The organism is Allosphingosinicella sp., from assembly GCF_036387215.1.
Classification (GTDB): domain Bacteria; phylum Pseudomonadota; class Alphaproteobacteria; order Sphingomonadales; family Sphingomonadaceae; genus Allosphingosinicella.
In genome coordinates, this window is the sequence record NZ_DASVUE010000356.1 from 1 (window position 1) to 17,047 (window position 17,047).

21 protein-coding genes and 1 other RNA gene are annotated in these 17,047 nt (G+C 67.2%); 10 read left to right on the forward strand and 12 right to left on the reverse strand.

Annotated features, from left to right (window positions below; genetic code table 11):
* Both VF662_RS14090 and VF662_RS14095 read left to right on the forward strand, forming a co-directional pair.
* Positions 1–948: hypothetical protein (locus tag VF662_RS14090; protein WP_464142388.1), on the forward strand; the 948-nt coding region annotated here is incomplete at its 5' end.
* 252 nt (positions 949–1,200) lie between these two features.
* On the forward strand, positions 1,201–1,536 hold the full coding sequence (locus tag VF662_RS14095) for a PilZ domain-containing protein (protein WP_464142390.1): 336 nt from the start codon (positions 1,201–1,203) through the stop codon (positions 1,534–1,536).
* Positions 1,537–1,616: 80 nt separating this feature from the next.
* Here the strand turns inward: VF662_RS14095 and VF662_RS14100 are convergent, their stop codons facing one another.
* The 3 genes from VF662_RS14100 to mscL form a co-directional block, all read right to left on the reverse strand.
* The gene (locus VF662_RS14100; protein ID WP_464142392.1) at positions 1,617–1,901 is read right to left on the reverse strand and encodes a hypothetical protein; all 285 of its coding nucleotides are present in this window, start codon (positions 1,899–1,901) and stop codon (positions 1,617–1,619) included.
* 149 nt (positions 1,902–2,050) lie between these two features.
* Positions 2,051–2,390: a transfer-messenger RNA gene (gene ssrA / locus VF662_RS14105) on the reverse strand.
* The gene (gene mscL / locus VF662_RS14110; protein WP_464142394.1) at positions 2,382–2,825 is read right to left on the reverse strand and encodes a large conductance mechanosensitive channel protein MscL; all 444 of its coding nucleotides are present in this window, start codon (positions 2,823–2,825) and stop codon (positions 2,382–2,384) included. Before mscL ends, ssrA begins: the two co-directional genes overlap by 9 nt.
* A 73-nt stretch (positions 2,826–2,898) precedes the next feature.
* Here mscL and VF662_RS14115 point away from each other — a divergent pair, with 73 nt between their 5' ends.
* Genes VF662_RS14115 through VF662_RS14130 form a run of 4 tightly spaced genes read left to right on the forward strand, consistent with a single transcriptional unit; the run spans position 2,899 to position 5,522 of the window.
* Positions 2,899–3,504 carry a LemA family protein gene (locus VF662_RS14115; protein ID WP_464142396.1) on the forward strand — a complete coding sequence of 202 codons (606 nt, stop codon included), beginning with the start codon at positions 2,899–2,901 and terminating at the stop codon, positions 3,502–3,504.
* 10 nt (positions 3,505–3,514) lie between these two features.
* The gene (locus VF662_RS14120) at positions 3,515–4,330 is read left to right on the forward strand and encodes a TPM domain-containing protein (RefSeq protein ID WP_464142397.1); all 816 of its coding nucleotides are present in this window, start codon (positions 3,515–3,517) and stop codon (positions 4,328–4,330) included.
* On the forward strand, positions 4,324–5,004 hold the full coding sequence (locus VF662_RS14125) for a TPM domain-containing protein (protein ID WP_464142398.1): 681 nt from the start codon (positions 4,324–4,326) through the stop codon (positions 5,002–5,004). The genes VF662_RS14120 and VF662_RS14125 overlap by 7 nt, the downstream gene beginning before the upstream one ends.
* Positions 5,001–5,522: an NUDIX hydrolase gene (locus tag VF662_RS14130; RefSeq protein WP_464142399.1), complete on the forward strand. Its 522-nt coding sequence runs from the start codon at positions 5,001–5,003 to the stop codon at positions 5,520–5,522. The genes VF662_RS14125 and VF662_RS14130 overlap by 4 nt, the downstream gene beginning before the upstream one ends.
* Here VF662_RS14130 and VF662_RS14135 read toward each other — a convergent pair.
* The 7 genes from VF662_RS14135 to pyrC all read right to left on the reverse strand — a co-directional run bounded on the left by VF662_RS14135 (position 5,519) and on the right by pyrC (position 12,007).
* The gene (locus VF662_RS14135) at positions 5,519–5,797 is read right to left on the reverse strand and encodes an ETC complex I subunit (protein ID WP_464142400.1); all 279 of its coding nucleotides are present in this window, start codon (positions 5,795–5,797) and stop codon (positions 5,519–5,521) included. The genes VF662_RS14130 and VF662_RS14135 overlap by 4 nt on opposite strands.
* 32 nt (positions 5,798–5,829) lie before the next feature.
* A complete protein-coding gene (gene hrpB / locus VF662_RS14140) occupies positions 5,830–8,373 on the reverse strand; it encodes an ATP-dependent helicase HrpB (RefSeq protein ID WP_464142401.1) in 2,544 nt (847 codons plus the stop codon).
* A gap of 93 nt (positions 8,374–8,466) precedes the next feature.
* The gene (locus VF662_RS14145; protein ID WP_464142402.1) at positions 8,467–9,480 is read right to left on the reverse strand and encodes a polyprenyl synthetase family protein; all 1,014 of its coding nucleotides are present in this window, start codon (positions 9,478–9,480) and stop codon (positions 8,467–8,469) included.
* A gap of 67 nt (positions 9,481–9,547) precedes the next feature.
* Positions 9,548–9,982, reverse strand: a complete 435-nt coding sequence (locus VF662_RS14150) for an ExbD/TolR family protein (protein ID WP_464142403.1) — start codon at positions 9,980–9,982, stop codon at positions 9,548–9,550.
* Positions 9,983–10,064: 82 nt separating this feature from the next.
* Entirely contained in the window at positions 10,065–10,451 is a 387-nt protein-coding gene (locus VF662_RS14155; RefSeq protein WP_464142404.1) for a hypothetical protein, read from the reverse strand.
* A gap of 37 nt (positions 10,452–10,488) precedes the next feature.
* Complete coding sequence (locus tag VF662_RS14160; RefSeq protein ID WP_464142405.1) at positions 10,489–10,794, reverse strand: hypothetical protein; 306 nt, start codon at positions 10,792–10,794, stop codon at positions 10,489–10,491.
* 169 nt (positions 10,795–10,963) lie between these two features.
* Positions 10,964–12,007: a dihydroorotase gene (gene pyrC / locus VF662_RS14165; protein WP_464142406.1), complete on the reverse strand. Its 1,044-nt coding sequence runs from the start codon at positions 12,005–12,007 to the stop codon at positions 10,964–10,966.
* Between the two features lie 40 nt (positions 12,008–12,047).
* Here pyrC and ygfZ point away from each other — a divergent pair, with 40 nt between their 5' ends.
* Positions 12,048–12,758, forward strand: a complete 711-nt coding sequence (gene ygfZ, locus VF662_RS14170) for a CAF17-like 4Fe-4S cluster assembly/insertion protein YgfZ (protein ID WP_464142407.1) — start codon at positions 12,048–12,050, stop codon at positions 12,756–12,758.
* On the opposite strand, the gene VF662_RS14175 is transcribed toward ygfZ, so the two are convergent.
* A complete protein-coding gene (locus tag VF662_RS14175; protein WP_464142408.1) occupies positions 12,755–14,203 on the reverse strand; it encodes a M48 family metalloprotease in 1,449 nt (482 codons plus the stop codon). The two genes, ygfZ and VF662_RS14175, sit on opposite strands and share 4 nt — an antisense overlap.
* Before the next feature lie 70 nt (positions 14,204–14,273).
* On the opposite strand from VF662_RS14175, the gene VF662_RS14180 reads away from it, so the two are divergent.
* Positions 14,274–14,813 (forward strand): hypothetical protein, encoded by a 540-nt coding sequence (locus VF662_RS14180; protein WP_464142409.1) that lies wholly within the window; start codon positions 14,274–14,276, stop codon positions 14,811–14,813.
* A 291-nt stretch (positions 14,814–15,104) separates the two neighbouring features.
* Positions 15,105–15,947, forward strand: a complete 843-nt coding sequence (phhA, locus tag VF662_RS14185; protein WP_464142410.1) for a phenylalanine 4-monooxygenase — start codon at positions 15,105–15,107, stop codon at positions 15,945–15,947.
* On the opposite strand, the gene VF662_RS14190 is transcribed toward phhA, so the two are convergent.
* Positions 15,948–16,295: a hypothetical protein gene (locus VF662_RS14190; protein WP_464142411.1), complete on the reverse strand. Its 348-nt coding sequence runs from the start codon at positions 16,293–16,295 to the stop codon at positions 15,948–15,950.
* A 74-nt stretch (positions 16,296–16,369) separates the two neighbouring features.
* On the opposite strand from VF662_RS14190, the gene glpX reads away from it, so the two are divergent.
* Positions 16,370–17,047 (forward strand): class II fructose-bisphosphatase (gene glpX, locus VF662_RS14195; protein WP_464142412.1); only part of this gene is annotated, 678 nt, incomplete at its 3' end.

Genomic DNA, 17,047 nt, shown 5'->3' on the forward strand with positions numbered 1-17,047 from the left:
TCTACAGCGAAAGGAGTTGCGACGATGGCGATCGAATGGGGCAAGCTGCGGCAGCCACGGAATGCGGGGATCGCCTGCGGGGTCGCGGCGACCTGCCTCGGCATATCCTATCTCGTGTTGGCGGGGGCGCCGGGGCGGTACATGATCGTGAATGCAGTGGCGTTGCTGCTTGGGATTGTCGCTGCAACCGGCTTTGCGGGCGTGGTATCGCAGCACCGGCGGTTCGCAAGCGCGGCGGTGATGGCGTTCGGCGCCTGTCTGCTGGCCACGGCCCTGTTCGGAGCCTCGGCGGACGGGGCCGCGAGATGGATCCGGATCGGGCCCTTGGGCGTGCAGGTAAGCCTCGTGCTGCTGCCCTTCTTGATCGTCGCGTTTGCTCGGCATCAAGGCGCCGTCGGGGCGGCGGGAATCGCGGTCGCAGCGGCCGCGCTGGCGCTCCAGCCCGACCGGGCGATGAGCGGCGTGCTTGCGTTCAGCATGGCGGTACTCGCCATCGCGCGCCCGGGCAGGGCCGTGCTCGCCTCACTGGTCGCTGCAATCGCCGGCTGTGCGGTGGCGCTCGCGAGGCCGGATACGAACCCGGCGGTGCCGTACGTTGACCGGATCCTCTACACCTCGTTCGACGTCCACATCCTTGCGGGAGCCGCGGTGGTGCTCGGCTCGATGCTGCTGCTGGTGCCCGCGATCCTGGGCTTAGGCGGCGATCCGGAGCGCCGTCACGTCCATCTGCTGTTCGGATCGATCTGGCTCGGCTGCGTCGTTGCAGCCGCGCTCGGCAATTATCCGACGCCCGTGGTCGGCTACGGAGGCAGCGCGATCCTCGGCTATCTCCTCAGCCTGTCCGTTCTCCCCAAGGAAAGTCGTGCGGCCGCAGGGGAGCCGGGCGCTGCCGCCGGAGACGAAGTCAATCAGGGCGTGGGATTGTCGAAACGAGTCCTCGCCGCTTAGGCAGGTTCCTCCGCCGGCCCGCCAGCCCTTCTGTTTTTGCGGCTGAATGAGCCCGGCATGTCTGTGGCGGCTCTCTCCGCCGATGATGAATTGTTAAGGCCCGCGTCGCTATATTCCGCCGTCTGATCGGGGAGGCCGGATGACGGATTGGTGCAACTCTGGGCCGCCGGTCGCGGCCGCCGTCGCGGCGCCTCTCCGCCGACAGCCGCTGGCGAAGATCGCGCCTCCACAGGCAGCTTGAAGAAAGAGACTATGCAGACCATTCGCGAGAGGCGCCGCCCGTTGCTGGTTCGAACGGAGGTCCGGCTACCGGCCACTCTGCTTCAGGAGGGGCAGCCGAACATCGACGTGCGGCTGATGAACCTGTCGCCGGCGGGTTTCATGGCGGAATGCCTGGAGCCGGTCGCGCCAGGCACGAACCTCGTCCTAAGCGTTCCCGGAGTGGGCAGCCTTCCGGCTGAAATCCGCTGGAACCACGACTTCAAGCTGGGCGGACTGTTCCACTTCGAGCTTTCGACACGGGAGCTGCGGCTGATCGAGAATGCGGACGCCGAGTTCGCCGGAGCCGGGACCGCTACTGCCGGATGAGAAGGCGCCGCCTGCCGCAGGCATGAAAAAGGGGCTGCCGGCGCATCTGGCCGGCAGCCCCTTTGTCGATACGGCGATGCTTACTGCTTGTTGGCAGCGGCCTCGTCGGCGGCGTCGGCGGCATTCTCGCCGGCGGCCTGGACGTTGTCGGCCTGATTCTCGAGCGCGCTTGCCTGGTTCTCGAGGCTGTCGGCGGCGTTGCCGGTGGCGTTGTCGGCCTGGTCGCTGAGGTTCGATGCCTCGTTCTCGAGCGCAGCGGCCTGATTGTCGGCAGCGGCCTGGATGTTGTCGCCGGCGTCGCTGCCGCCGCAAGCGGCAAGCGCGAGGAAGGCGGAGAAAGCGGCTGCTTTGATGACGAGCTTCATGCAGAAATCCCCTCTTTGATGTCGCACGCCGATCCAGATCAGCGGCAGAGCGGCATAATTCGGATTGGCGCGGGCGGCAAGACGTGCCGGATGTGGAATGAGAAGGGGCAGGTGGGGAGGTTCTGTTGCCCGGCCCTCCCCGTGCCGCTGGTTTCCGCTTCTGTTACCCGGTGCGGTCCCTACCGTGCTTTTGTCTGATGTAACCTAAACCGTGAGGTTCGGGTTACGCAGCAATCGCGAGTGCTTCGTTATCGTTGGCACTTGTGTAATGGGCCGTTGCGGTGGTCCCATTCCGAGCGAAAAACAGCGCCTTTCAACACACGTCGATCCTAGTTCGGCCCCGTCAGGACAGGCCCGAAAGCCTGTTTTGGTGGAGCCGCCGGGTACCGCCCCCGGGTCCGCTGCGTCTATTATACGCCGCTCTTTATCGCCATAGCCGGCCGAAACCGGCAGCTTCCATATAGGCAATTGCCGATGAATTTAAAGTGACCGCGAGGATGCGCCCGACCTGAGTTCGTCCCGGATTTCCCTGAGCAGTGCCACTTCCGCCGGTTCCGCGGCCTGCGGCACGTCCTTGTCGGGTACGATCTGCCTGAGGCTGCGGACCAGCAGATAGATGATGAAGGCGATGATCAGGAAATTGACCGCTGCCGTCAGGAACTGGCCGTAGCCGAGCATCGGCACGCCTGCCTCCTTGAGCGCGGCATAATTGTTCGGATCCCCCGCATAGCCGGCGGGGACGGCGCCGAGGCGGATGAAGTAATTGGAGAAGTCGAGGTCTCCGAGCAGCCATCCGATCACCGGCATGATGATGTCCTCGGTGAGCGAGGTCACGATGCCGGTGAAGGCGCCGCCGATGATCACTGCGACGGCGAGATCGACGACATTGCCGCGATTGATGAAATCCCTGAACCCCTGAAGCATTGCATCCCTCCCGTTGCGGGCCCGCATCGAACTCCCTACTTGGCGGACAGGCTGAAGCTCAAGGAGGACTTGAATGACCGGTACTCGCCTCAGGATCGCGCTCCTCGCTCCGGTGGCAGCGGCATCGCTCGCCGGGTGCGGCATCAATTCCATTCCGACTGCGGAAGAAGAGGCGAAGGCACGCTGGGCGGACGTCCAGAACCAGTATCAGCGCCGCGCCGACCTCATCCCGAACCTCGTCGCGAGCGTCCAGGGCGCAGCCGCGCAGGAACGGAACGTGCTTCGCGAGGTGACCGAAGCGCGAGCCAACGCCACGCGGATCCAGATCAGCCCCGAACAGCTTCGGGATCCGGAGGCGATGCGCTCCTTTTCGGAAGCGCAGGCGCGGCTGACGAGCGCGATCATTCCGTTGCAGCGGCTGCAGGAGGCCTATCCGGACCTCAAGACCAATCAGAATTTCCTGACGCTGCAATCGCAGCTGGAAGGAACCGAGAACCGGATCACGATCGCCCGCACCGACTACAACCAGGCGGTGCAGGCCTATAACACGCGCATCCGCACCTTCCCCGACGTGATCGGCGCCAAGATATTCTACGGAGCGCAGCCGATGGTCCCGTTCCAGGCGACTACGCCGGGCGCGGAAACGGCTCCGAAGGTCGATTTCGGCAACGGCAAGTAAGTCTGCAGGGGTGACCCTCCTCCGGCTCCTGCTTCTTCTCTGCCTGTGGGCGGGGACGGCCGCCCAAGCGCAGCAATTCCCCAAGCTGACGGGGCGGGTGGTGGATCAGGCGAATCTGCTCAGCCCCGCCGACGAGGCGGCGCTGACGCAGAAGCTAGAGGGGCTGGAACAGGCAAACAGCCGCCAGCTCGTGGTCGCGACGGTGCCGGACCTTCAGGGCTATCCGATCGAAGATTACGGCTACAAGCTCGGCCGCGCCTGGGGGATCGGGCAGAACGAGGCGAATAACGGCACTATCCTGCTCGTCGCTCCGACCGAGCGGAAGGTGCGGATCGAGGTTGGCTACGGCCTGGAGCCGATCCTCACCGACGCCTTGTCTAGCCTTATCGTCCAGAACCAGATCCTGCCACGCTTCAAAGCGGGCGATTATCCGGGCGGCATAAATGCGGGGGCCGACGCGATCATCGAGCAGCTCCAGGCGCCGCCGGAGCAGGCCGAGCAGCGGGCGCTGGAGGCGTCTCAGGCGCAGCGGGCGCGGCAAAGCGGACGCAGCAGCGGCGGCGGCGGGGGATCTATCTTTCCGCTGCTCTTCTGGGGCTTCATCTTCCTGTTCGTGATCCTGCCGATGTTCCGGCGGGGTGGGCGTGGGCGGCGCTATCGGCGCCGCGGCGGCTTCCCGATCGTGATCTGGGGCCCGGGCATGGGTGGCGGAGGCGGCTGGGGAAGCGGCGGCGGAGGCTGGGGCGGCGGCGGAGGCGGCGGGTTCGGCGGCTTTTCCGGCGGCGGCGGCTCGTTCGGCGGCGGCGGCGCATCGGGGGGATGGTGATGCTGAGATTCACCGCTGAGGATCACCGGCTCGTCACCGAAGCGGTCACCCGGGCCGAGCTCAGCAGCGACGCCGAGATCGTGACGATCGTGGCGGAAAAGTCCGACAGCTATCACGACGTCGGGCTTCATTACGCGGTGCTGGCGATGCTGCTGGTGCCTGCCGTGCTGGCGCTGTTGCCGCAATCGGTGATCGACTGGGCGACAGGCCTGACGCTCGGCTGGAACGAAGCCCCGTCGCGGGCGCTGCTTATGGCGTTCCTGTTCGTGAAGCTCGCAGCCGTCTTCCTGATCGTCCGCTACGCCCTCGCCTATATGCCGCTCCGGATGGCGCTCACGCCCGGCTCCACGAAGAGCCGCCGGGTGCGCCGCCGGGCGGTGGAGCATTTCCGGGTGGGGGCGGAGCGGCGGACGGTCGGCCGCGTCGGCATCCTCCTCTATCTGTCGCTTCGCGAGCGGCGCGCCGAAATCGTCGCGGACGAGGCGATCGTCTCAAAGGTGGCGCCGGACCTTTGGGGCGAGGCGATGGCGGATCTCGTCGAGGAGGTGAAGGCCGGCCGGCCCGGCGCAGGGATGGCAAAGGCGGTGGAGGACATGGGCGGCGTGCTTTCCGAGCACTTCCCGAAAACCGCGACGGACCGAAACGAGCTCCCGGACCGTTTAATCGAGCTGTGACCGACGCGCCCGAAACGCCCTGGCAGGGCAAATATATCAAGGTGACGAAGCAGGGGCGCTGGGAGTTCGTCTCCCGCACCCGCGGCGTCAGCGCTGCAGTCATCCTCGCGATCGACGAGGGGCAGGTGATCCTTGTCGAGCAATATCGGGTGCCGATCGGACGCAAATGCCTGGAGCTGCCGGCGGGGCTCGTCGGCGACGAGCAGGAGGGCGAGGAGATCTCGACCGCCGCGATCCGCGAGCTTGAGGAAGAGACCGGCTACCGCGCCGAGCGGATGGTGGATCTGGGCCGCTTCCACGCTTCGCCCGGAATGTCGTCGGAAGGCTTCACCCTGCTCCGGGCCGAGGGGCTGACGAAGGTGGGGGAAGGTGGCGGCGTCGAAGCCGAAGACATCGTCGTGCACCGGGTGGCGCTCGCGGCGGTGCCGGCGTTCGTCGCTGCGAAGCGGGCGGAAGGGCTGGCGATGGACGTGAAGCTGTTGCTTCTGCTCGGCAGTGGATTCCTAGCCGAGGCCTAGCGGAAATTGTCCGCGTAGGACTGGATGCGCATCTTCCGCTCGGCCGGTGGGATGATGTGGTAGGACACGCCATATTTCTCCGCGTAGCGCTGGGCGTCCTCCAGGCTGTCGAAGTTGATCGAGACTTGCGACTGCGTGTCGGCGCCGCCGGACCAGCCGGTGAGCGGATCGGGGCGTTTCGGCGAGTGGGATTCGAATTCCAGCACCCATTTGCCGGCCTTGGCGCCGCCGGATTGGTTCACTGCCTTCGAAATCTGGAAGATGCGCGCTGCCATGTCGGTCCTTCGTCGTTGGCGCCCTATATCGCTCAGCCCGAACGGGCGGAAGCCTTCTTGGTTCTCAAGGTGGGATCGGCCCGTGCCGGATCATCGGGCCAGGGGTGTTTGGGGTAGCGCCCCCGCATCTCCTTGGCGATTGCGGCCCAGCTTCCGGCCCAGAAGCCGGGAAGGTCCCGCGTCGTCTGAATCGGGCGGCCGGCGGGCGATGTGAGGCTGAGGACCAGAGGCACGGCGCCGCCGCCCACGCTCGGATGCTCGGCGAGGCCGAACAGAGCCTGGACACGGGCGGTGACGGTCGGGCCTGCCTCGGCTTCGTAATCGATAGCGTGGCTGCTTCCGGCAGGAGTTTCGAAGGTGCAGGGGGCGAGGCGGTCGAGTGTTTTCCGACCCTCCCAGCCGAGCAGAGCATCGAGCACACCCGACAGCGCCCCCGGATCGAGGTCGGACAAGCGCCGCTTGCCTGCGACGAGCAGGGGAAGCCATTCGTCGAGGGAGGCGGTGAGATCGTCGTCGGAAAGGTCCGGCAGCGAGGGATCGAAGCGGGCGGCAAAGGCGGCCCGGCGGCGAAGCGACTGTGCGGTCTCGCTCCAGGGGAGGAGGTTGAGGCCGTGGGTGCGGACCCCCTCCACCAATGCGGCGGCCACCGCCTCGGGAGACGCATTAGTGTCACGGCCTTCGCTCAAGGTGATCGCGCCTAGCCGACGGCCGCGCTTGGCAGTGACGCCGCCGGTAGCGGGCTCGAAGCTCAGTTGGGCACCCGTTTCGATCCGGTGGGCGAACAGGCTTTCCACTGTAGCCTCGTCCATCGATGCTGCCGCGAGGATGCGCGCGCCGGCGGCTGATCCGCCGACCTCGGCCACTGCAAGCCACTGCTCGCGTGCGAGCGGGGAGGCGGGATCGAGGCGGAAGCCTCGCCCGCCCACCGAGATCCAATTCTCTCCGGAGGCATCGCGGCGGCGGGAGAGGCGATCGGGAAAGGCGAGGGCGATGCAGGCTCCGATATCCGCCGTCCCTGGAAGAGAGGGGGCGGGGATGGGTGGCGAGCGGAGCGAGCCCTTAGCCTCGGAATTTCGGCCGCCTGCGGTGGGACCCACCTCTGGACCCTCCCTTTCAGGGAGTGGGATCAGACGCAGCCATCTTCTTGCCAGCCCTCGTGCCGCCTCCGCACGCTTGCCGCGGTCGGTTCGCCAGCGGCGAAGGCGGAGCTCGAGATCGGTGTCGTTGCCGCCGAGGCCGCGCTCCGAGATCAGCACCGCCACCTCGACCCCGGTCTCGCCCCAGCCGCGCGCTTCGGCCTCGATCATCATGTGCGCGAGGCGGGGCGGGAGCGGGAGCGCGGCGATGGCCTTGCCATGTTCCGTCGGGCGCCCGGCTTCGTCGATCGCGCCCAGCGCGAGCAGGCGCTTGCGCGCTTCGTCGATGGCGGCGGCGGGCGGTGGATCGATCCATTTGAGGGTGCGCGGATCGGCAACGCCCCAGATCGCGCAGTCGAGCAGGAGCGCGCTGAGATCGGCCTCCAATATCTCCGGCGGATCGAAGGGCGGCAGGCCGGCGGTCGAGGCCTCTTCCCACAGGCGATAGGCGATGCCCGGACCCTGCCGCCCGGCGCGGCCCGCGCGCTGCGTGACTGACGCCTGGCTCGCCCGCTCCGTCACCAGGCGGGTGAGGCCTGCGGAGCGGTCGTAGCGGGGGCGGCGGGCAAGGCCGCTGTCGACCACCACCCGCACTCCGTCCAGCGTCAGGCTGGTCTCGGCGATCGACGTCGCGAGCACCACCTTCCGCCGGCCCGGAGACGGAGCGGCGATGGCGGCGCGTTGAGCACCCGGCTCAAGCGTACCGTGCAGCCGGTGGAGGTCGACATCGGGCGGCAGCCCCTCGAGCCGCTCCGCCGTGCGCTCGATCTCGGAGACGCCTGGCAGGAAGGCGAGCACGCTTCCCTCCGCCTCCGCAAGCGCCCGGCGAACGGCGGCGGACATGTCATCCTCAATCCTTTTCTCGGCGGAGCGGCCGATATGCCTGAGCTCGAGCGGATAGCTTCGCCCCTGGCTCTCTATCAAAGGTGCATCACCCATCAGTCGGGCGAAGCGCTCGCCATCGAGGGTCGCCGACATTGCCACGATAGGCAGGTCAGGCCGCAGCGCTTCCTGCGCGTCGAGCGCCAGCGCAAGGCCGAAGTCGCTGTCGAGGCTGCGCTCGTGCACCTCGTCGAAGAGGACTGCGGAGACTCCCTGCAGTTCCGGATCCGCCTGGATCCGGTTCCGGAAGATGCCTTCGGTGAGGACGAGGATTCGGGTGCGGGCGGAACGTTTCGTGTCGAGCCGGGTGGCATAGCCGATCGTCTCGCCCGGCCGCTCCCCGGCAAGCTCCGCCATCCGCTCGGCTGCGGCGCGGGCGGCGAGGCGGCGGGGCGAGAGGAGCAGGATCTCGCCGGTGCACCAGGCCTCGCGCAGCAAGGCGGGCGCAACCGCGGTTGTCTTGCCCGCTCCGGGAGGTGCGACGAGGACAGCACTCGAGCGGTTGCGGAGGGCCGCGAGCAGGTCCGGCAGCACGGAATGGATAGGAAGGGACGTCATCATTGGGAGCGAAAGCGAAGCAATCCAGTTAGGCGCACGTCTGGATTGCTTCGTCGCTCCGCTCCTCGCAATGGCGATCTGAGGCGCCGCCCTTCAATAAGCTCGCGAGACCGCGAACTCGACAGCTTCGACGAGGGCCGATTTTGCCTTTCCGCCGCAGAAGGGCCCGAGCGCGTCGATCGCGCGGCGGCCGTAGTGGCGGGCGCGGGCGATGGTGTCGTCGATTGCGCCGGTGGAACGGAGCAGCCCGGTGGCGTGGGCGAGATCCGCGTCGGAGGCGCGGCTGCCCTCCATCGCCTCGCGCCAGAAACGCCGGTCGGCCTCGTTGCCTCGCGCAAAGGCAAGGATCACGGGGAGAGTCACCTTGCCGTCGCGGAAATCGTCGCCGACGCCCTTACCCATCGTGTCTGAGTCCGAGGAATAATCGATCGCATCGTCGATCAGCTGGAAAGCGATGCCGAGGTTGCGGCCGTAGCTGTCGAGCGCTTCCTCCACCGCCTCGTCGCGCTCGGCCACCACCGCGGAGATCCGGCAGGCTGCGGCGAACAGGGCCGCGGTCTTGGCGCTGATGATGTCGAGATAATGATCCTCGCTGGTCTCGACCCGTCGCTGGGCGGTGAGCTGGTCGACCTCCCCCTCGGCAATGATCGCGGAGGCGCGGGAGAGGATCTTCAGCACCTTGAGGCTTCCGTCCTCAACCATCAGCTCGAAGGAGCGCGAGAACAGGAAATCGCCGACGAGGACGCTCGCCGGATTGCCCCAGATGATGTTCGCGGTGCGCTTGCCGCGGCGGAGGCCGGAGCCGTCGACCACGTCGTCGTGGAGAAGGGTCGCGGTGTGGATGAACTCGACAGCGGCGGCGAGCTTGTGGTGCCTCGCGCCCGGATAATCGAGCAGGCGTGCGCAGGCGAGCGTCAGCATCGGCCGCATCCGCTTGCCGCCGCCGGCGATGAGGTGCCCCGCAAGCTCGGGGATCAGCGCCACCTCGCTCTGCATGCGGGCGAGGATGACTTTGTTCACATGGTTGAGGTCGGCCGCGACGAGCTGGACCATCGGCTCGAGCGAAGGCGCGGCGTTGCGGGCGATCGGGTGGACGTTAGCGGCCATTGGATGCGGCCCAAATCGGCCCCGGAGCGCGCCGGGTCAAGTGCGGGAGGTTTTCAGCCCCGGCCAGCTACCCCGCCGCGTTGGCGAAGCGCTCGTTGTCCACCAGCCCGAGGCGAGTGACGCCGGCACGCTTCACCGCCGCAAGCACCCGGTCGAACCTGTCGTAGGGCGTTTCGGATTCCGCCCTGAGGTGCAGCTCGCTGGTGGGTTCGGCGCTGATCGCCGCGAGACGGGCCGGGAGGTCGCGCTCGCTCAAGGCGGCGCCGTCGAGGGTGATCCGGCCCGACTGGTCGAGATTGAGGCGGTGGACGATGGGCTCCGACCGCGCGGGCGGAATGCCGCCCGGCAGGTCCAGCGGCACCTTGTGAGTCGTGATCGGGATGGTGATGATGAACATGATGAGGAGCACCAGCATCACGTCGATCAGCGGCGTCGTGTTGAGCTCGCTGATCGGGCCGCCGGCCTCGGCAGCAAGGGAAGGAACTTGGCGGTGCCTCGGCATGGCTGTTCTCCTCGTCTGTTATGTAACATCATAACATCGAAGAGGTGCGGCAGCAAGCGTGCTCCCCGGGCCCTCTTAAAGATCAGCTCGTCTTGGCGGCCGCCTCGAACCGGCACTGCGGGAGGCCGAGCCGCTCGGCGTGTGCGCAACTCCTCACCTGGACGTCGCCATTGGGGGCGATGAACAGTACATATTCGCCATCGGTGCACTTCAAATTCCAGACGGAGAGGTTCTTGTAATCCTGCTGGTAAGCGGAGTGCTCGACCCGCTTGCAGCGCTGCTGCGAATCCTGGACCGCGCGCCGGAGCGCGAGCCCTTGATTGTCCTTGCTGAGGCCCTTCAGCTGTTCGATGAAGGGGCTGCTGACGGTCATCGTCTTGGTCCTGGGCTCCGAAGCACCGCCGCCATCGCCGCAGCCGACGAGCGCAAGTGCGAGCCCAAGTCCTGCCAATCCGATCAATTTCGCCATCGCAGCCTCCCTTTTCTTTGATCCGATATGGGGCGTCTCAGCCCTTCGTGAAGATGCGCCAGGCGCCGCCCGTAGCCCGGCGCCGAAGGGTCACCGTGCCACCGCTTGCGAGCGGCGAGCCGTCCTTCATCCGGCCATAGGTCTGCACCGGCACCTCGACATAGAGCCAGCCGCCGCTTTGAACCGGCTCCGAGGGACGGCCGACGGTGGCGTGGTGCTCCGCGTACCGTTCGAAGCTTTGCGCGAATGCCTCGGCGCTGGGAGCGCCCGGCGCGGGCTCCCTGAGCTTGTACGCATCGCCATATTTACCCGCTTCGATCAGCGCATAATAGGATTGCATCACCTGGGCAGCCCCTTCGCCGGCAGGCCGGGCGGCGGGCGCTTCAGAGAGCGGAACGTCGGGCGCGGGCTGGGGCGCGGCGGCTTTCGGTCGTGGTTTCGGCTCGGGCGGCGGGGCTGCGGGCTCTTTCGAGCAGCCGGAAAGCAGCAGCGCAAGCGCCAGCGCGAGGGGCCTACCCGGTCTCAACAAGGCGCCAGCGCAGGGTTTCGCCGGCGTGGAACGGCACAACCCAGGTGCCGTCCGCACGCAGGCGCTCCGGGACCGTCACCGGCGCCCGCTCCAGCGTCACGGTGCCGCTGTTGAGCGGGAGGCGGTAGAAACGGGGGCCGTTCTCGGACGCGAAGGCTTCGAACCGGTCCAGCGCACCTTCTTCCTCGAACACCTGCGCGTAGCTTTCGAGCGCGAAGGGCGCGTTGAAGATGCCGGCGCAGCCGCAGCCCGATTCCTTCCGCTCCACGGCATGCGGCGCGCTGTCGGTGCCGAGGAAGAATTTCGGAGAGCCTGAGGTGGCGGCGCGGCGGATGGCCTGCCGGTGCGCCTCGCGCTTGGCGACCGGAAGGCAGTATGCGTGCGGGCGAAGGCCACCCGCGAACATCGCGTTGCGGTTGATGACGAGGTGCTGCGGCGTCACCGTGGCGGCGATGTTCGGGCCAGAGGACGCCACGAACTCGGCCGCCTCGGCGGTGGTGATGTGCTCGAACACGATCCTGAGATCGGGAAAGTCCCGCACGAGCTTCGTGAAGACGCGCTCGATGAAGACCTTCTCGCGATCGAACACGTCGATGTCCGGATCCGTCACCTCGCCGTGCACAAGGAGCGGCATGTCGATCCGCTGCATCGTCTCCAGCGCAGGAAAGATGTTCCTGAGGTCGGTCACTCCGTGCGCGGAATTGGTGGTCGCATGGGCGGGGTAGAGCTTGGCGGCGGTGAACGCGCCCGCGGCGAAGCCACGCTCGATCTCACCGGGATCGGCGGCATCGGTGAGGTAGAGCGTCATCAGCGGCGTGAAATCGGAGCCGGCGGGCAGCGCCCCCATGATCCGGGTTCGATAGGCTCCGGCGGCTTCGGCGCCAGTGACGGGCGGATTAAGGTTCGGCATCACGATGGCGCGCGCGAAGCTGCGGGCGGTGTAGCCGGCGACCGCCCCCAGCATGCCGCCGTCGCGCAGGTGCACGTGCCAGTCGTCCGGGCGGCGTATGGTGAGGCGTTCGGTCATCCGGCTTCTCTTTCCAGGTGCCAGCCCCTAACTCACGTATATGCCCGCGACCACCCTCATCGACCGTGCTCTCGTCCGCCTTTCGGGCGAGGACGTTCGCGGCTTCCTGCAGGGGCTCGTCACCAACGACACCGCCGCGCTTGCACCGGATCGGCCGCTCTGGGCGGGGCTCCTGACGGCGCAGGGCAAGGCTTTGTTCGATTTCATCCTCTGGGCCGCCGACGACGACGTGCTGATCGACTGCGAGCGGGACGCAGCGGCCGATCTCATGAAGCGGCTTTCGATGTACCGGCTTCGCCGGACGATCAGGATCGAGCTGGAGGAGGGGCTTGCGGTCCACTGGTCGCTTGATGGGAATGCCGCTCCCGATCCGCGCCTGCCCGAACTCGGGCGCCGATGGCTCGCCCCTGCCGGGGAGCGGGCAATTGGCTGGCTGGAGCACCGGCTTCGCCTTGGTGTCACGGAGGGGCGGGCGGAGCTCGGCTCGGACAAGACGCTCTGGCTCGAATGCAACGCTGCGGAGCTGAACGGCGTCAGCTTCGCCAAGGGCTGCTATGTCGGGCAGGAGAATACGGCCCGGATGAACTACCGGCAGAAGGTCAACCGGCGGCTGGTGGTGGTCCCAGTCGATGCGCCGGGGGAACGAACGCGCGTACACTATCCTGAGCTCGGACTTGCGGTGGAGCATCGGCGGATCGACGACCTCGGCGGCGCCATCGTCCCCGCGTGGCTCGCCTCGGCTCTGGCTTAGTCGCCCGCCCAGCGGACGATCTTCACCCGCTCGCCCGCCCGAAGCGGCTGATCCGGTGAGCGGCCGTTGAGCATCAGGAAATGCTCCCGCGGGTGATCGCTTACCATCCGCGAGGCAATGGTCTCGACATCATCGCCCGCACCCGCGGCGACGACCCGGATCTGGCGCGGCCTCAGGCGCGCGGCTTCCTCCCGGGAGACGGTCCGGAACGATCCGAACAGGCTCCGCAGCACGGAAAGGTCGGGGAGTGGGCGCGACGCCATCAGGAAGTGGAAGGCCTGCCCATCGCCCGGGTCGAAGGCGGCGATTGTGAGCTGCAGGTCGGCCTGCTGCGTCTGCACCAGCAGCGGCAGGATCACGCCGGGAACGCCGTTGGCGCGGATCGGCTCCGGCGTGCCTGCCTGCACCGGCGCCCCCCGCAGCGATTGCTCCACGACCCCGGAGACATAGTCTTCGAGGCCGCCCGGAGGCATCCTGCCGCCGCCGAATTCGCCGCGCATGCCGTCGGGGCCCTCGATCAGGATCGCCTGCCGACTGTTGGTGAGCGTGAAGCCCTGCGGCGCCTCGAAACCGATCCGCATGACCGGATGGACGAAGCGGCGGCCGAGCACGAAGCCCTGCGCCGGATCGTCGCCGTAGAGGAGCCCGTCCACCTCCCTCAGGAAACCCGCCTCGTTCTCAGGCAGATCGTCCTCGCCCAGCCCGGTGGCCGCAGCGGCGCTTCGGCTTCTCTCGATCCGGTGCTCGGTCAGCGGGTGCGTTCGCGCCCATTCCGGAACGCCCTTGGCTTCGTCGCGGCCTCGGGTGCGGGCAGTATATTGCTCGTTGCGTGCGAGCGCCGCCAGCATGTCGGACGCCGCATAGGGATCGTAGCCGGCTCGCCTGAGATAGAGGAGGCCGAGATCGTCCGACTCATATTCCTGCTTCCGCGAGTAACGGAGGGTGAAATATTGGGCCGCGTTGCCGGCCAGGCGGGTCAGCCCTTCCGAGCCGGTCACCATTCCCACCGCGAGCACTCCCAGCTGGCGCCAGAGGGACCTTTTCTGCTGCCGGGCGCTATGGGCGCCGACGATATGGCCGAGCTCGTGCGCGAGCACCGAAGCGAGCTCCGCCTCGCTGTTGACGATGCCCATCAGTCCGCGGGTGACGTAGATGTAGCAGCCCGGCACCGCGAAGGCGTTGACGACATCGCTGTTGACGAGCGTGAAGGTGCATTGGCCTCCAAGGCCGGCGGTGCCGGCGAGCTTCTCCCCGATCCGCTTCAGATAGGCAGCTTCGGAGGCATCGTAGCTGCCGCCGAACTCCGCCAGCAGCTGGGGATGCTGTTCGGCCCCTAATTGCCGCTCGCTCTCCTTGATCTCCGGCCGATACTCCTCCGGCTCCTTTCCACACCCGGCGAGGGCGGAAGAGAAGAGGGCGGCAAGGAGGAGGGCTCGGCGCAGCATTTCGGATCAGTGGCGCTACGCTTGTGCCGCCCGGTTGGTTGCGCGGCGTGCGGAGCCATGCGAACGATCAATGATGATGCACCCGCGCCGGCTCGCCTGCATGCTCGCCCTGCTTTCCCTTGCCGGCTGCGGGGCGCGGGGCGATCCCACCGAAGGCAAATCGCCCGAGCAGCTTCGGCGGGAGATCGAGGCGGTGGCGACACCGGCGCCGCTGCCGGAGAACAAGCCGCCCCCGTTCCGGTTGCGCGCTCTCAAGGTTGGCGAGGTTCGGGATTATGTCGCGGACCGGCGTGCCTGCCTGCTCGTCTATCGGGACCGCATCGTCTTCGCGGCGGTCGGTGCGGAGGGCATCGCCCGGATCGACGGGCGTCTCGTCCGGCTTGCGGCCGGCGGGCCGGTCTCCACCACCGGCGGCTTCTTCACTGCCGAGGGAGCGACGATGAGCATCGGCAGGCCCGGGCAATTCGCCGGCGCGGCCGAGGCCTACGTCCCCGGCTGGCGGGTGGAGGTGGCCGTGGGCGGCGCGAAGGAGATCCTGCCGCAAAGGTTCGAGGCAAAATGGACCTGCCGGGAGCGCTTCGCTCCCGGTGAGGTGCGGCCGATTTCCTGAGCCGGTCACTTCCGGTTCAGGAGAAAAGGTCCAGGTTTCAGTCGATTGACAAATAGGCGACCGACGGACAGGGTCATGGTGATGGACGGCAGGATGCACATCGCGCCCGCTTCCGGGCTTAACGGCAGGACCGTTCCCGTCGAGCTGCGCGCATCGGCCGTCTATTATTATTCCTATTATGCTTGCCCTCGGGCGGGACCGTTTTGACGCGCTGATCAGACCAGCAACGATCAAATCGCCCCGTCCGGACCTTCCGGGCGGGGTTTTTCTTTATGCGAAGGAAGGCTCCACATGTTTACCGACGATCTCACCATCGAAGCGCCGAAGCTTCACGGCGCCGCCGCCACGCCCACGCCTCCCCCCGGTGCCGCGGCCGACTGGACGATCCCGCAGCATTGGGAGCGCTTCACGTCAGAGGAGCACCGCGTGTGGGACCTGCTCTTCGCGCGCCAGCAGGAGCTCCTCGCCGGAAGGGCCGTTCGCGCCTTCCACGAGGGGCTGGATGTGCTCCGGCTGTCGCGGCCGGGCATCCCCGATCTCGATGAGTTAAACGAGCGCCTGTTCGCGCGCACCGGCTGGACGGTCGTGTCGGTTCCGGGCCTCGTGCCGGACGACGTATTCTTCCGCCATCTGAGCCAGCGCCGATTCCCCGCCGGCAACTTCATCCGCTCCGCCTCCCAGCTCGATTACCTCGAAGAACCTGACGTGTTCCATGACGTTTTCGGCCACGTGCCGCTGCTCGCCCAGCCGGCGGTCGCGGACTTCATGCAGGCGCTTGGCGAGGAGGGGCTGAAGGCGCTCCGCCGCGGCGCACTCGACCGGCTGTCGCGCCTCTACTGGTACACGGTGGAATTCGGCCTCGCGCGCGAAGACGGCGACCTCAAGATCTACGGGGCGGGCATTCTTTCGAGCTTTGGCGAATCCCGCTTCTCGCTTGAAAGTCCGGATCCGCACCGCCCGGCCTTCGACATCGGCCGGGTACTCCGCACCCGCTACCGCTCCGACGCGTTTCAGCAGAGCTACTTCGTCGTCGAAAGCTTCGACGAGCTTCTGGACTCGATCCTGGAGACCGACCTTGGGGCGCTCTACGACAGCCTCGCCGACGAGCCCGACCTCTGCCCAAGCCGCGCCTGATCAATCCTCGACCAGGTTCTTGACGCCTTTCACGATCGCTCTGCCGACCTTGAAGACGTCCACCTGCACCGGCTGGTGGCAGAGGCGCATGCAGCCGCCGCCGTCGAACGAGACTTCGCCCGGGACGCGCCGGCCGGGTTCGGGAACGTAGGGGACGCGGAGCGCCTTGGGGCCTGAATCGTCCGGATCGCGCCGTCCGCAGACGACGATCGCCTCCGCATCGTCCCCGGGCGCGCAACGTGGATCCGGGAGCTTGAACTCGGTCTTGTAGGTCTCCAGCGCCTGCTCCGCGGTCACGGAATTCGGCGCAGCGGTCTGCATGGCCATGAGCGGAAGGAGAGCCAGCATCGTCATTCTCGACAAGATGATGGGCCTCGCTTAACGAACGCCACATGAACGGATCGACAGGAAAAGGAGCAGAAATGGTGACCGCCAGCAGCACGCTCGACCGCGTGCTCGTCCTCGAAATGGTGCGAGTCACCGAAGCCGCTGCAGTCGCGGCATCGAAGCTCATCGGCCGCGGCGATGAAAAGGCCGCCGATCACGCCGCGGTGGAGGCGATGCGCGATGCTCTCAACCAGCTCGAATTCGACGGCACCGTCGTGATCGGCGAAGGCGAGCGCGACGAGGCGCCGATGCTCTATATCGGCGAGAAGGTGGGCTCCGCGCAGGGCACCGGGCCCAAGATCGACATCGCTCTCGATCCTCTCGAAGGAACCACCATCACCGCAAAGGCGGGCCCGAACGCCCTCGCCGTGCTTGCGATCGCTGAGGAGGGCGGCCTCCTCAACGCCCCCGACGTCTATATGGAAAAGCTTGCGGTTGGCCCCGGCTATCCTGAAGGCACGATCGACCTCGCCAGGAGCCCGAGCGACAATATCCGCTCGGTGGCTGCGGCGAAAGGCGTCGATCCTTCCGACATCATCGTTTGCGTGCTGGATCGGCCGCGGCATCAGGATCTGATCGCCGAGCTTCGCGGCCTCGGCTGCGGCATCAACCTCATCCCGGACGGCGACGTCGCCGGGGTGATTGCAGTCACCGACCCCGACACCACGATCGATGTTTATATGGGCTCGGGCGGAGCGCCCGAGGGCGTGCTT

Bases quoted from the DNA above. Each gene is read 5' to 3' on its own strand.
- VF662_RS14100 (WP_464142392.1), bottom strand. From the start codon at position 1,901: ATGAAGCTCGTCATCAAAGCAGCCGCTTTCTCCGCCTTCCTCGCGCTT.
- ygfZ (WP_464142407.1), top strand. From the start codon at position 12,048: ATGCCCGCGACCACCCTCATCGACCGTGCTCTCGTCCGCCTTTCGGGC.
- VF662_RS14155 (WP_464142404.1), bottom strand. From the start codon at position 10,451: ATGGCGAAATTGATCGGATTGGCAGGACTTGGGCTCGCACTTGCGCTC.
- VF662_RS14180 (WP_464142409.1), top strand. From the start codon at position 14,274: ATGATGATGCACCCGCGCCGGCTCGCCTGCATGCTCGCCCTGCTTTCC.
- phhA (WP_464142410.1), top strand. From the start codon at position 15,105: ATGTTTACCGACGATCTCACCATCGAAGCGCCGAAGCTTCACGGCGCC.
- VF662_RS14145 (WP_464142402.1), bottom strand. From the start codon at position 9,480: ATGGCCGCTAACGTCCACCCGATCGCCCGCAACGCCGCGCCTTCGCTC.
- VF662_RS14150 (WP_464142403.1), bottom strand. From the start codon at position 9,982: ATGCCGAGGCACCGCCAAGTTCCTTCCCTTGCTGCCGAGGCCGGCGGC.
- VF662_RS14190 (WP_464142411.1), bottom strand. From the start codon at position 16,295: ATGCTGGCTCTCCTTCCGCTCATGGCCATGCAGACCGCTGCGCCGAAT.
- pyrC (WP_464142406.1), bottom strand. From the start codon at position 12,007: ATGACCGAACGCCTCACCATACGCCGCCCGGACGACTGGCACGTGCAC.
- VF662_RS14135 (WP_464142400.1), bottom strand. From the start codon at position 5,797: ATGGCAGCGCGCATCTTCCAGATTTCGAAGGCAGTGAACCAATCCGGC.
- VF662_RS14125 (WP_464142398.1), top strand. From the start codon at position 4,324: ATGGTGATGCTGAGATTCACCGCTGAGGATCACCGGCTCGTCACCGAA.
- VF662_RS14095 (WP_464142390.1), top strand. From the start codon at position 1,201: ATGCAGACCATTCGCGAGAGGCGCCGCCCGTTGCTGGTTCGAACGGAG.
- mscL (WP_464142394.1), bottom strand. From the start codon at position 2,825: ATGCTTCAGGGGTTCAGGGATTTCATCAATCGCGGCAATGTCGTCGAT.
- hrpB (WP_464142401.1), bottom strand. From the start codon at position 8,373: ATGACGTCCCTTCCTATCCATTCCGTGCTGCCGGACCTGCTCGCGGCC.
- VF662_RS14175 (WP_464142408.1), bottom strand. From the start codon at position 14,203: ATGCTGCGCCGAGCCCTCCTCCTTGCCGCCCTCTTCTCTTCCGCCCTC.
- VF662_RS14115 (WP_464142396.1), top strand. From the start codon at position 2,899: ATGACCGGTACTCGCCTCAGGATCGCGCTCCTCGCTCCGGTGGCAGCG.